We start from the raw sequence: 13564 nt of genomic DNA, 5'->3' as shown, positions 1-13564 counted from the left end.
AGTGGCTGGGGCAGGTTGCGCCCCCGGCTCGGCTGGTGGCTGGCTTCTTCACTGGCGATGCCAAAAAGCAGCTCTTCGGCTGCCGCGTTGGCAAGCCGGATATGCCCGAACCGGTTCAGAACCAGGATACCTGTACGCATGCGTTGTATGATCTGGCGATTGATCTGTTCCAGCTCGGCAATGCTTCGGGCCCGTGAACTGGCCAGTGCCTCGCTGCGTAGCATTCGACGGGAGATGTACTGGAGGATGAAGGCGGCCGCGAAATAGAGGATGCCGAGGGACCCGGCCCGGACGATTTCATCCGCCGAGTCACCAAATGCCAGGACGGACCAGGTTGAAATGCCGAGGGAGCATATTGCCCCCAGTGCAGCGTAGAAAGTGCCAATTCTGGTTGGTGTCAGGATGTTCCCGGCTGCCACGGAAACGATGACCAGGTTAGCCAGGCCATTGGTGATGCCGGTGCTGGAAAGCAGCAGGCCATGGAGGATCAGTATGTCCATCAGGATCGAGATGGTGATATGACGGCTTTTGGGCTGGAAGCCGGCCATCATTACCAGCGCGATAAAACCGTTGATAGCCAGATAACTGACCACTCCGGCCTGGTAATAATCCATGGCCTGGAAGCGTGAATCGAAGTTGATCGGATCGACAAACAACAGCGCAACCAGAATGATGCTGACAACCACTCTGTAATGGTTGTAGATGCGAAACAGTCTGCCCCTCTGGCTGGCGGGAGGGGTATCCGCGTTAGGCTGGAGATCAGTTGTCGATGGTTCTGCCATAATCCGATGGGTATCCCGGAAGAATTCTGTTGCTCTGCGGGGTTATAATAGCCTTTTAATGGCAATGAGTTACAGGAGCTGCGTTATGTCCGTGCAAAAGGATCAGTCACCCGGTGGCCAGGGGCCCGGAAAACTGAGAGTGATTATGGCCCAGCTCGACTTCCTGGTGGGCGATATTCCCGGCAACACCGATAAGGTGATTGAGGCCACTCGGCGTGCGGAGGAAGAGCATCAGGCAGATCTGGTTGTATTCCCGGAACTGTGTCTGACCGGTTACCCCCCTGAAGACCTCCTGCTTCGCCCCAGCATGGACGTGCGCATTGCTGAAGCGCTGGCGTCCCTGCAGGATGCCGGGCTTGGCCCCGCGGTTATTGTCGGGGCCCCGATCAGGGAAGGTGCTCTGTTATACAACGCGGCCGTTGTCGTTGAGGACGGCAACATCACTGGTCGCTATTTCAAGCAGTTCCCTCCCAACTACCAGGTGTTTGACGAGAAGCGTTACTTTGCGGCGGGTGCCGACACTCTGGTGACCGACATTCGGGGAGTGCCGGTAGGTATTACCGTGTGCGAGGATATCTGGAGCGATGGACCGGTGGAAGATGCCGCCGCGGCTGGCGCCAGACTGGTCATCAACCTCAACGCGTCACCCTATGACATCGACAAACAGCATCGCCGCAAGGCACTGATCGAGCGCAAGGCCTGCGAAAACCGGGTCACTATTGCCTATGTAAACCTGGTTGGCGGCCAGGATGAGCTGGTTTTCGACGGCGGCTCGATGGTCTATGACCATTCCGGAGCCCTTGCTGCGGAAGCTCCCCAGTTCAGTGAGGGGCTCTATCCGGTGGATTTCATCTGTGAACATCATTGCCAGCCGATTTCCCGGCCTGAGATTGCCGAGCCGTCCCTGGAAGAAAATGTCTACAAGGCGCTGGTGCTTGGCGTACGGGATTACGTCAACAAGAACGGCTTCAAGTCAGCAGTTCTCGGACTGTCTGGCGGCATTGATTCGGCGGTGACACTGGCCGTGGCTGTCGATGCTCTGGGGGCTGGCCGGGTCCGCGCGGTAATGATGCCGTTCCGCTACACCTCGGGTATGAGTATCGAGGATGCTGAGTCTGAAGCTGTTGCCCTGGGCGTTCAGTACGACGTGTTCTCCATCGAGCCCATGTACGATGCCTTTATGGAAACCCTCGCCGCCCCGTTCGAGGGCAAGCAACCGGACACCACCGAGGAAAATCTGCAGGCCAGATTGCGGGGCGTATTGCTGATGTCCCTGTCCAACAAGTTTGGCTCACTGGTGCTGACAACCGGCAACAAAAGCGAAATGGCAGTGGGCTACTCCACCTTGTACGGTGATATGGCGGGCGGTTTTGATGTCCTCAAGGATGTCCCCAAAACCCTGGTATTTCGTCTTGCCTGGTATCGCAACACGCTTTCGCAGGTGATTCCCGAGAGAGTCATTACCCGGCCGCCGTCAGCGGAACTGGCGCCGGATCAGAAAGACGAGGACAGCCTGCCAGGCTACGACGTGCTCGATCAGATCCTTAATCTTTATGTAGAGCGTGATCTGAGTGCCGACGCCATTGTGGCCCAGGGCTTTGACCGGGCAGACGTGGACCGGGTTGTGCGGCTGGTGGATATCAACGAATACAAGCGCAGGCAGGCGCCGATCGGCGTACGGATTACCGAGCGGGGTTTTGGTAAGGACCGTCGTTACCCTATTACCAATGGCTGGAAGAGCGGAAATTGATCGGAACAGGGCTGCGGTGGCAGCCCTCTGGGCTGGCTGTTACTCGTCGCCCATAAGGCCAAAGGTAACAACGTTGGTCAGCGAGCGATCCTCGCGCTTGAGGATGTCCGACTGGAACTGGCCGTCCTCGTCGAAGGCGTTGCTGTCCGGGAAGTTGTCTTCAAGCATGGCCACGGCATCGGCTGACGCCTTCTTGAGATCGAGGAAACGATAGGTTTCCGCCAGGATGATCAGCGCTTCTTCAACGGACGGTGTGGTGGAGTAGTTCTCAACAATGAAGCTCGCACGGTTGTTGGCAGCGATGTAGGCCTCGCGGCTGATGTAATAGCGGGCCGCAAAGAGTTCGAGCTCTGCCAGGCGGTTGCGGATGGCAATCATGCGTTGGCGGGCATCCGGCGAATATTCGCTGGATGGATAACGGTTCAGCAGCTCGGAAAAATCGCGGAAGGCCTGCCTTTGCTCACCAGGGTCCCTGGCTGCAACGTCAACCGGGAAGTATCTGGCAGCAAGGCCAATGTCCAGGTTGTAGGAAGCCAGTCCACGCATATAGATGGCATAATCCGCGTGGTCACTTTGCGGATTCAGTCGCAGAAAGCGATCAGCGGCGGCGCGGGCGCCCTCGAGGTCAAGGTTCTGGTAGCGGGCATAGATCAGGTCCAGCTGGGCCTGTTCCGCATAACGACCGAACGGGTAGTAGGTTTCCAGGTAATCCAGATTCTGTTCGGCTTCATTGAAATTGCCCGAGTTCATTGCGTCGCGGGCGTTCTCATAATAGGTTTCTTCCGGCAACACCTCTTCCTGCTTGTTGGAGGCGCAGGCACTGATCATAAGTGCTGCGGTAGTCACTAGCAGTAATCGAACAACTGATCTCATGCCGGAATCCCGTATAATGGCGAAAATTCGAATGGTGAGCCATTGTAACGGGGATCTGCCCCCTTGTGCAGTGGCACTCGCTGTCGATTGGAAATTTCTGAATCAAACGTAACACTTATCACCGGCCCCGGGGGCTCAATGTCATCTGAAAACCGTATCATCGCCAGCTTCACTGTTCCGCCGGAACACAGCGACCGCCGCCTGGACCAGGCCGCTGCGGAACTGATGCCGGAGCATTCCCGTTCACGGCTGCAGGGCTGGATCAAAAGCGGGGTGCTGACGGTGAACGGAAAGCCCTGCAAACCCCGCGACAAGGTCATGCTGGGGGACAGGCTGGAACTGGACGCCGAGCCAGAGGCGCAGGTCAGCTGGCAGGCGGAGTCGATTTCCCTGAATATTGTCTACGAGGACGAGCACCTGCTGGTGATCAACAAGCCCGCAGGCCTGGTAGTCCATCCTGCGGCAGGGCACGCTGACGGCACCCTGGTTAACGCGTTGCTCAATCATGCCCCGGAAGTGGAAAACCTGCCAAGGGCCGGTATTGTGCATCGTCTGGACAAGGATACTTCCGGGATCATGGTGGTGGCGCGCAGCCTGATTGCCCACACATCGCTGGTTGACCAGTTGCAGACACGGACCATGGGGCGGGAATACGAAGCCATTGTGGTGGGCACACTGACAGGCGGGGCGACCATAGACGCGCCGATTGGCCGCCACCCCCGAGAGCGCAAGAAGATGGCAGTAGTGCCAACCGGCAAACCGGCGGTTACTCACTATCGGCTGATAGAGCGCTTCGCTGCCCACACCCATGTGCGATGCAAGCTTGAGAGTGGTCGCACGCATCAGATAAGGGTCCATATGGCGCATGTAAAGCATCCCCTGGTGGGGGACCCGCAATACGGTGGCCGTCTGCGCCTTCCCAAAGGTACAACCGATGAACTGCGTGACGTTTTGGCCGGCTTCCAGCGCCAGGCGCTTCATGCCCGACAGCTGACACTTGAGCATCCCCGGACGGGTGAGTTGATGTCCTGGGAGGTGCCTTTGCCTGAGGATATGGAGACACTACTCGCAGCCCTTCGCAAGCACGTCAAGGAACTGGAGCACAATGACTACTGAGTTGCCCCTTATCATTCCTGACTGGCCGGCCCCCGCCTGGATAAAAGCCGTCAGTACCACCAGGATGGGGGGCGTAAGCCAGGCTCCCTGGGACACCCTGAACCTGGGGTCCCATGTTGGGGATTCGACGGAAGATGTGAATCGAAACCGGGCCATTCTTTGTGAGCGCCTGGGAATTGATATTGCCAGTGTTGGTTGGCTGAACCAGGTACATGGCACCGATGTGGTGGACCTTCCTGCAGCCGGACTGGTTCGCGCTGATGCCAGTACTACATGGTCGCGCGGAAACGTCTGTGCAGTGCTGACTGCGGACTGCCTGCCGGTACTTTTCTGTGACCCGTCAACGGGCCAGATAGCCGCTGCTCACGCCGGGTGGCGGGGGCTGGCCGACGGTGTGCTTGAACAGGTGGTGGCACGCTTCGGAAACCCGGCCGGTGTCCTGGCGTGGCTGGGCCCAGCCATTGGCCCGGGCAGGTTCGAGGTGGGGCCGGAGGTGCGTGAGGCTTTCCTTCTCGATGATCCACTGGCGGCCGATGCGTTCGCTGCAAGCCCATCCCGGGAAGGGCACTACCTGGCGGATATTTACCAGTTGGCCAGGCAGAGGCTGGCTACCGCAGGTGTGCTGCAGGTATACGGCGGCGAATTCTGCACAGTGACGGACCAGCAAAGGTTTTTTTCATACCGCCGTGATGGGCAAACCGGACGAATGGCAAGCCTGATTTACATGACATGATGCCCGTCAATTTTCTGACACTTCTTTTGCCCGGCCGCTTGAAGTCCCGCCGATCGCCCTTACATTAACTGTCAAAGCAGACCATATGTGGCCCGAGGAATTCGGTTCCGGGCCGCATGACAGAAATCAGGGAATCCACGATTATGAGAATCGACAAACTGACCAGCAAGCTGCAGACAGCACTTGCAGACGCCCAGTCCTTGGCGGTAGGCAAGGACCATAACTTTATCGAGCCTGTGCATCTGATGCAGGCGCTGATGGATCAGCAAGGCAGTTCCATCAAGCCATTACTGAAACAGGCTGGCGCCGAACCGGGCCGGGTTCGCCAGGCGGTGGCCCAGGAAATTGAGAACCTGCCGGAAGTACAGGGTTCTGCTGGCGATGTGTCCATGTCGAACGACATGGGGCGACTGTTCAACATCTCTGACAAGCTGGCCCAAAAGCGCGGAGACCAGTTCATCTCCAGCGAACTGATGCTGCTTGCCGCCCTGGAAGACCGGGGTGCACTCGGTCGGATTCTGCGTGAGCAGGGTGTCGACAAATCTTCACTGGAAACGGCTATTGATGAAGTTCGCGGTGGTGAGTCGGTCGACGACGCCTCTGCGGAAGAGAACCGCCAGGCCCTTAGCAAGTACACCATTGATCTGACCGAACGTGCCGAGGCCGGCAAACTTGACCCGGTGATCGGTCGCGATGATGAAATCCGCCGGACCATCCAGGTGCTGCAGCGTCGGCGCAAGAACAACCCGGTACTCATTGGCGAGCCCGGCGTCGGCAAGACGGCCATTGTCGAAGGACTTGCGCAACGCATCGTCAATGGCGAAGTGCCTGAGGGCCTCAAGAACAAGCGCGTATTGTCTCTGGATATGGGCTCGCTGATTGCTGGCGCCAAATTCCGCGGTGATTTTGAGGAGCGCCTGAAAGCTGTGCTTAACGAGCTGGCCAAGGAGGAAGGGCAGATCATTCTGTTTATCGACGAGATTCATACCGTCGTCGGCGCCGGCAAAGCCGAAGGTTCCATGGACGCGGGCAACATGCTCAAGCCTGCATTGGCGAGGGGTGAGTTGCATTGTGTGGGCGCCACCACCCTGGATGAATACCGCGAAAACATCGAGAAAGATGCCGCCCTTGAGCGCCGTTTCCAGAAGGTACTGGTTTCCGAGCCCAACGAGGAAGACACCATCGCGATACTGCGTGGCCTCAAGGAGCGCTACGAAGTTCACCACGGCGTGGAAGTAACGGATGGCGCGATCATTGCGGCCGCCAAGCTCTCCCATCGCTACATCGCGGACCGTCAGTTGCCGGACAAGGCCATTGATCTGGTGGACGAAGCAGCCAGTCAGATCCGTATGGAGATGGACTCCAAGCCGGAAGCACTGGACCGCCTCGAGCGTCGCCTGATCCAGTTGAAGATCGAGCGTGAAGCGTTGAAAAAGGAAACCGATGCCGCCTCCAAGAAACGGCTCTCGGAGCTTTCCGATGTGATCAGCGCAGTGGAGCGCGAATACGCGGACCTGGAAGAAGTCTGGAATACTGAAAAAGCCGCTCTGCACGGTTCCCAGAAGATCAAGAGTCAGCTGGAGCAGGCCAGGATTGATCTTGAGAACGCCCGCCGTGCGGGCGACCTGGGCCGCATGTCCGAGCTCCAGTACGGCCAGATTCCAGAGCTGGAGCGCCAGCTGGATATGGCCAGCCAGGCGGAGATGATGGAGATGACACTGCTCCGTAACCGGGTGACCGATGAAGAAATTGCCGAGGTCGTTTCCAAGTGGACCGGCATACCGGTTTCGAAGATGCTGGAAGGCGAGCGTGACAAGCTCATGCGCATGGAAGACGCGCTGCATGACCGTGTCATTGGTCAGGACGAGGCGCTGGAAGCTGTATCCAACGCGGTAAGGCGTTCACGTGCGGGTCTTTCGGATCCTCACCGTCCGAACGGCTCATTCCTGTTCCTCGGGCCCACGGGCGTGGGTAAAACCGAGCTCTGCAAGGCGCTGGCTGCCTTCCTGTTCGATACGGAAGAGGCGATGGTGCGCATTGATATGTCCGAGTTCATGGAGAAGCACTCCGTCGCCCGGCTCATCGGTGCGCCTCCCGGCTACGTGGGCTACGAGGAAGGTGGCTATTTGACAGAAGCCGTTCGTCGCCGGCCGTATTCCGTGCTGTTGCTGGACGAAGTGGAAAAGGCGCATCCGGACGTGTTCAACATACTGCTGCAGGTGCTGGAAGACGGTCGCCTGACCGACGGTCAGGGCAGGACGGTGGACTTTCGCAACACGGTCATCGTGATGACTTCCAATCTGGGCTCCGATATCATCCAGCAGAAAGCGGGTGAGGAGAACTACGAGTCCATGAAGTCAGCAGTTATGGAGGTAGTGGGCACTCACTTCCGACCTGAGTTCATCAACCGGGTGGATGAAGTGGTTGTGTTCCATCCGCTGGCCAAAGGCCAGATTCAGGGCATTGCCAAGGTCCAGATCGAGATCCTCAGCAAGCGCCTGAAAGAACAGGACATGAAGCTGGAGCTGGACGATGCGGCCATGGAGTTGCTTGCGGAAGTAGGGTACGACCCGGTTTACGGTGCTCGCCCGCTGAAGCGTGCGATCCAGCGGATGATAGAGAATCCTCTGGCGCAGAGGCTGCTCCAGGGCGATTTCCAGTCCGGAGATACCATTCGCGGAACGGTAGAAGATCATGCTCTGGAGTTTTCCAGGGCCTGATGACCAGAACTGCAAAGGCGGAGCATTGCTCCGCCTTTGTGTTCAGATGGTCACTCGCGCTGGGATTGTCGTGCTTATTCTTCGGAAGGTTCGCTGCAGTTCTCGTCAGCTATTTCTTCAAACTTCTCGCGCTGTTCCTCAATTTCTTCTTCTGACAGATAGCGCTGCTCACCATCTTCTTCAACGCGTATGCGGCTGTTGCGTTGCAGGATGCTCAGGTTGCTACGCGCGGTTTCGCAGTTGGCTTCCCGCTGTTTGCGTCGGGCTTCTTCCGCTGCACTCTCTTCCTGCCGCTCGGCCTGTTCAGCCTCCTCATTTTCCAGGGCTTTGACCTGTTCCTGCGGGCTTTGGCGATTGCCCTCCGAGCGTTTCCCCGTGCGGACACTGACAGGCTCCGACTGTTGGCCGCTCGGCTGCCTGTCACCGAAGTGGGTAACCCCGTTCTCATCGGTCCATTTGTAGACGGACGCAGCCGAAGATATCGCTGGTGCCGTAACCAGAAGTACTGCCAGGGTGAGAATTTTTCTGTTCATGCCTCTACTCATTCCGCTTTAGCCTTGTCGGAGCACTGCCTTACACAGCACCGTCTCTGTCTAGCCTATGTTTATCATGCCATTTGTAAAGCGAACTTTCTTGAGTCTGGTTCAAATACTTGCACAAAGTATGGCAGACCTTTGTCGGGTAAGGGCAGAGAATAGCGCCGCCGCTATTGACAGGGAGTTCAGCGCTGTCAAAATTGCAGATTGCCTGAAGACTGGGGTCAATACGGCAGGCAATCCCGTGCGAGTATCCCCCGTTAATTACCACACTGAATGCCCCGCGCAGGTCGCGGACTGGTTGTTGCTTACGTGCAACCCGTTGATTGGCCGTTCTCCGCAACCCTCAGGAGGGCGGCTGGCCAGGAGACAACCTCTTACAGCAGGTGTGGCGGAATATCCGGCCAGGCTTTCACAAGAAGCTTTGTGCCCGGACATCCAGGCAACCGGGACCTATCCCGGCTCATTCACTCGTAGAAGAGGGTAGAACATCGTGGAGTTATTGTCTGGCGCCGATATGCTGATCCGGTCCCTGCAAGATGAGGGGATTGAATACATATATGGCTATCCGGGTGGTGCAGCGCTGCATATTTATGATGCGCTGTTCAGGCAGGATAAAGTAAAGCACATTCTGGTACGTCACGAGCAGGCCGCTGTCCATATGGCTGACGGCTATGCCCGTGCCACCGGTCTGCCGGGTACCGTGCTGGTTACCTCGGGTCCTGGAGCCACCAACACTATTACCGGCATTGCCACCGCATTCATGGATTCCATTCCCATGGTGGTGCTGTGCGGTCAGGTCGCATCAACCCTGATTGGTGAAGATGCATTCCAGGAGACCGATATGATCGGCGTCTCTCGTCCTGTCGTGAAACACAACCTGAGCGTTCGTCATCCGGAGGAAATCCCGGGAATCATCCGTAAGGCCTATTACATTGCCGCGACTGGCAGGCCCGGCCCTGTCGTGATTGATATCCCCAAGGACATGACCACGCCGAACGAGCGTTACGAGTATGTGTTCCCCAAGAAGGTGAAGCTGCGTTCGTACAACCCTGCCATTCGTGGCCACGCTGGTCAGATCAAAAAGGCCGTGGATATGCTGATGGCGGCCAAGCGCCCCATCATCTACGCCGGTGGTGGCGTGATTCTGGGCAAGGCCTCCGATCAATTGACCGAGCTGGTGAGGATGCTCGGTTATCCGATCACCAATACCATTATGGGCATCGGCTGCTATCCCGCCTCCGACAAGCAGCACCTGGGCTGGCTGGGCATGCATGGTACCTATGAGTCCAACATGGCCATGCACCACTCGGACCTGATCCTGTGTGTGGGCGCCCGGTTTGATGACCGGGTGACCAACGCAACGGAGAAATTCTGCCCAGGTGCGCGCATCGTTCATATCGACATTGACCCGGCATCCATTTCCAAAACCATTGATGCGGACGTTCCCATCGTAGGTCCGGTGGATGCGGTGCTGAAGGAAATGATCACTCTCGTCAAGGAAAGCAAGGAAAAGCCGGACGCAGAAGCAATTGCGGCCTGGTGGAAGCAGATTGACGAGTGGCGGGCTTTCCACGGTATGCGCTATGAAACCAGCCCTGATGTCATCAAGCCCCAGGAAGTAGTGGAAGCGCTCTGCAGGCTCACCAACGGCGAGGCGTTCGTGACGGCAGACGTAGGCCAGCACCAGATGTTTGCGGCCCAGTACTACAAGTTCGACAGACCCAACCGATGGATCAACTCTGGAGGGTTGGGCACCATGGGCTTTGGTCTGCCAGCGGCGATGGGTGTCAAGCTGACCCATCCGGACGACGAGGTGCTCTGTATTACTGGCGAAGGCAGTATCCAGATGAACATTCAGGAGCTGTCCACCTGCAAGCAATACAATCTGCCGGTAAAGATCATCAACCTGAACAATCAGGCTTTGGGGATGGTCAAGCAATGGCAGGACATGAACTATGAGTCTCGTCACGCCGAGTCCTACATGGGCTCGCTGCCGGACTTCATCAAGCTGGCGGAAGCCTATGGTCACGTTGGTGTGCGGATCGATCGCAAGGAAGATCTGGAGCCGAAGCTGAAAGAAGTGCTGGCAATGAAAGACGAGCTTGTATTCGTTGACATCTATGTCGATCGGTTCGAGCACGTTTATCCCATGCAGGTGGCTCGTGGTTCGATGAAGGACATGTGGCTCAGCAAGACGGAGAGGGTCTGATCATGCGTCGAATCATTTCTGTTTTGCTTGAAAATGAACCAGGTGCGCTGTCACGTGTGGTGGGGCTGTTTTCCCAGCGCAACTACAACATTGAAACCCTGACGGTTGCGCCTACCGAGGACGAGACCCTGTCACGCCTGACGGTGACTACTACCGGCTCTGACAGGGTTATCGAGCAGATCACCAAGCAGCTGAACAAGCTGATAGAGGTGGTCAAGCTGGTGGATCTGACCGAGGGCGCGCACATCGAGCGCGAGCTGATGCTTGTCAAGCTCAAGGCAACCGGTTCACAGCGGGCTGAAATCAAACGTACCGTTGATATTTTTCGCGGTCAGATCGTGGATGTCACCAGTTCCGTCTATACCGTCCAGCTGGCCGGTAACAGTGAAAAACTGGACGGATTTATCCAGGCTGTTGGCACGTCAGGTGTGCTTGAGGTTGTCCGTAGCGGTGTTTCCGGCATCGCCCGTGGCGAGAAGGTTTTAAGCCTGTAACAGGCGTTGACATCATTCTGTACAATGACGGCCACGAACAGGCCAATACAATATATAGAGGTTATACATGCAGGTTTATTACGATAAGGATTGTGATCTTTCCATCATCCAGGGCAAGAAAGTTGCCATCATCGGTTTTGGCTCACAGGGCCACGCTCATGCGTGTAACCTGAAAGAGTCCGGTGTTGATGTTACGGTTGGTCTGCGCCCGGGTTCCTCTTCGATTGCCAAGGCAGAAGCCTATGGTCTGAAAACCAGCGACGTTCCTGCTGCTGTTGCCGCTGCTGATGTGGTTATGGTTCTGACACCGGACGAGTTCCAGGCTCAGCTCTATAATGCAGAGATCGAGCCGAACCTGAAGCAGGGTGCTACGCTGGCCTTCGCCCACGGCTTTTCGATCCACTACAACCAGATCGTGCCGCGCAAAGATCTGGACGTGATTATGATCGCTCCCAAGGCACCGGGCCACACAGTACGCACGGAATTTACCCGTGGCGGCGGTATCCCTGACCTGATCGCGATCTTCCAGGACGCTTCCGGTAATGCCAAGAACCTGGCACTGTCCTATGCCAGCGGTATCGGCGGCGGCCGTACCGGTATCATCGAGACCACTTTCAAGGACGAGACTGAAACCGATCTGTTCGGTGAGCAAGCTGTTCTGTGTGGTGGCACGGTTGAGCTGGTCAAAGCAGCTTTCGAAACCCTCGTCGATGGCGGCTATGAGCCGGAAATGGCTTACTTTGAATGTCTGCACGAGCTCAAGCTGATTGTTGATCTGATGTACGAAGGCGGCATCGCCAACATGAACTACTCCATCTCCAACAACGCGGAGTATGGTGAGTATGTGACTGGCCCCGAGATCATCAACGAGCAGTCCCGCGAAGCCATGCGGAATGCCCTTAAGCGTATCCAGACCGGTGAATACGCCAAGATGTTCATTCAGGAAGGCAGCAGCAATTATCCGTCCATGACGGCCCGTCGTCGCATCAATGCCGAGCATCAGATCGAGACCGTAGGTGAAAAACTGCGCTCCATGATGCCCTGGATCTCGGCGAACAAGATCGTGGACAAAGAGAAAAACTGAGCCGGTAACCCGGACTGAATTGGAAAACGCGGCCCGGGTGGCCGCGTTTTTCGTATATACTCCGCCTAAATGCTTTCCGGAGTGACTGGAATGAGTGACAAAAAAAAACAGGCTAACGAAGCCAATGCAGCAAGTGATGATCAGGAGCATAACGACCCTAAAGGACCAGAATTTGACATCGAGTCCGGCGAGGTTGTTGAGGAAGAATTCGTTGAAGGTACTCCTGTCCGTCGTAAGGGTATTTATCTTCTGCCGAATGCGCTTACAACTGCGTCACTGTTCTCCGGTTTCTACGCCATCGTATCTGCAGCCAACGGTGTGTTCGATAACGCCGCCATTGCGATCTTCGTGTCAATGATACTGGACGGGCTCGATGGTCGCGTCGCCAGGCTCACCAATACCCAGAGCAAGTTTGGCGAAGAGTACGATAGCCTTGCTGACATGGTGGCCTTCGGTGTCGCGCCGGGATTAGTAGCGTTTTTCTGGTCACTGAATAATCTTGGCCAGGTTGGCTGGGCCATTACCTTCATTTATGTTGCCGGCGCGGCCCTGCGCCTGGCGCGGTTCAATACCCAGATCGGTTCTGTGGACAAGAAATTCTTCGTCGGATTGGCCAGTCCGGCAGCGGCTGCCTGCGTGGCCGGTCTGGTCTGGTGCTTCCATGCGGTAGAGCCGGCCAGCTGGTTGACATTGATGACAATCATCGTCGTTGGTGGTTGTGGTGTGCTGATGGTCAGCAACATCCTCTACAAGAGCTTCAAGGATCTGGATATGCGGGGGCGGGTGCCGTTCGCCGCCATTCTTCTGGTGGTTCTGGTGTTTGTGGTGGTGGCACTTGACCCCGCCACGGTGCTGTTCACCGGGTTCCTCGTTTACGCATTGTCGGGCCCGGTTCTCGCGCTGTTCAGAAAATCGCGCCAGTCAGCAGACCAGTCGGCCTGAATCCGGGCCAGAAAATGAGCACCTTGATCGCGATTTGATCAGCGGCATAGGTGCTAACCGAGACAGGGCAAAAATAGTTGTTTAACCTCGTTGACACATACTCAGGGCTCTGTAGAATTCGCGTCTCTTTCGAGGGACACGCCCCTGAGGCGGGTCAGAAATCGAAAGACAGCCGTTTGTTTTAGTTGATAGTTTTCCGGTTTCAAATCGGTATCAAAATTAACGGTTGACAAGGCAGCGATTCGATGTAGAATACGCCACCTTGATCGGGCAAGCCCCGAACGCTCTTTAAAAAGTTGACCAAGTAATTCGTGTGGGCGCT

The 13564-nt window shown here is 56.7% G+C and carries 12 protein-coding genes; 8 read left to right on the top strand and 4 right to left on the bottom strand.

Going from position 1 to position 13564, the window contains the following annotated elements; genetic code table 11:
• The coding region (locus tag ACESMB_RS12875) for a PAS domain-containing protein (protein WP_372971740.1) at window positions 1–782 on the bottom strand (782 nt) is incomplete at its 3' end.
• 85 nt (window positions 783–867) lie between these two features.
• Between ACESMB_RS12875 and ACESMB_RS12870 the strand changes: the two genes are divergently transcribed.
• Complete coding sequence (locus ACESMB_RS12870) at window positions 868–2532, top strand: NAD+ synthase (protein WP_372971739.1); 1665 nt, start codon at window positions 868–870, stop codon at window positions 2530–2532.
• Between the two features lie 39 nt (window positions 2533–2571).
• On the opposite strand, the gene ACESMB_RS12865 is transcribed toward ACESMB_RS12870, so the two are convergent.
• On the bottom strand, window positions 2572–3405 hold the full coding sequence (locus ACESMB_RS12865) for an outer membrane protein assembly factor BamD (RefSeq protein WP_372927123.1): 834 nt from the start codon (window positions 3403–3405) through the stop codon (window positions 2572–2574).
• A 138-nt stretch (window positions 3406–3543) separates the two neighbouring features.
• Here ACESMB_RS12865 and rluD point away from each other — a divergent pair, with 138 nt between their 5' ends.
• The 3 genes from rluD (at window position 3544) to clpB (ending at window position 7974) form a co-directional block, all read left to right on the top strand.
• Complete coding sequence (gene rluD / locus ACESMB_RS12860) at window positions 3544–4521, top strand: 23S rRNA pseudouridine(1911/1915/1917) synthase RluD (protein ID WP_372927124.1); 978 nt, start codon at window positions 3544–3546, stop codon at window positions 4519–4521.
• Window positions 4511–5254, top strand: a complete 744-nt coding sequence (gene pgeF / locus ACESMB_RS12855; protein WP_372971738.1) for a peptidoglycan editing factor PgeF — start codon at window positions 4511–4513, stop codon at window positions 5252–5254. Before rluD ends, pgeF begins: the two co-directional genes overlap by 11 nt.
• Before the next feature lie 143 nt (window positions 5255–5397).
• Window positions 5398–7974, top strand: coding sequence for an ATP-dependent chaperone ClpB (gene clpB, locus ACESMB_RS12850; RefSeq protein ID WP_372971737.1), 2577 nt, complete (start codon window positions 5398–5400; stop codon window positions 7972–7974).
• Window positions 7975–8048: 74 nt separating this feature from the next.
• Here clpB and ACESMB_RS12845 read toward each other — a convergent pair whose 3' ends face one another.
• Window positions 8049–8507: a DUF4124 domain-containing protein gene (locus ACESMB_RS12845; RefSeq protein WP_372971736.1), complete on the bottom strand. Its 459-nt coding sequence runs from the start codon at window positions 8505–8507 to the stop codon at window positions 8049–8051.
• A gap of 496 nt (window positions 8508–9003) precedes the next feature.
• Here ACESMB_RS12845 and ACESMB_RS12840 point away from each other — a divergent pair, with 496 nt between their 5' ends.
• The 4 genes from ACESMB_RS12840 (at window position 9004) to pssA (ending at window position 13242) form a co-directional block, all read left to right on the top strand.
• Window positions 9004–10722: an acetolactate synthase 3 large subunit gene (locus tag ACESMB_RS12840; RefSeq protein WP_372927128.1), complete on the top strand. Its 1719-nt coding sequence runs from the start codon at window positions 9004–9006 to the stop codon at window positions 10720–10722.
• 2 nt (window positions 10723–10724) lie between these two features.
• Window positions 10725–11216 carry an acetolactate synthase small subunit gene (gene ilvN, locus ACESMB_RS12835; protein WP_348296940.1) on the top strand — a complete coding sequence of 164 codons (492 nt, stop codon included), beginning with the start codon at window positions 10725–10727 and terminating at the stop codon, window positions 11214–11216.
• 67 nt (window positions 11217–11283) lie between these two features.
• Window positions 11284–12300, top strand: a complete 1017-nt coding sequence (gene ilvC, locus ACESMB_RS12830; protein WP_135956668.1) for a ketol-acid reductoisomerase — start codon at window positions 11284–11286, stop codon at window positions 12298–12300.
• A 90-nt stretch (window positions 12301–12390) separates the two neighbouring features.
• Window positions 12391–13242 (top strand): CDP-diacylglycerol--serine O-phosphatidyltransferase, encoded by an 852-nt coding sequence (gene pssA / locus ACESMB_RS12825; RefSeq protein ID WP_372927129.1) that lies wholly within the window; start codon window positions 12391–12393, stop codon window positions 13240–13242.
• A 101-nt stretch (window positions 13243–13343) separates the two neighbouring features.
• Here the strand turns inward: pssA and ACESMB_RS12820 are convergent.
• Window positions 13344–13564 (bottom strand): hypothetical protein (locus ACESMB_RS12820; protein ID WP_372971735.1); only part of this gene is annotated, 221 nt, incomplete at its 5' end.

The organism is Marinobacter sp. (assembly GCF_041686475.1).
Classification (GTDB): domain Bacteria; phylum Pseudomonadota; class Gammaproteobacteria; order Pseudomonadales; family Oleiphilaceae; genus Marinobacter.
This window is presented reverse-complemented; position numbering and strand designations above follow the sequence as displayed.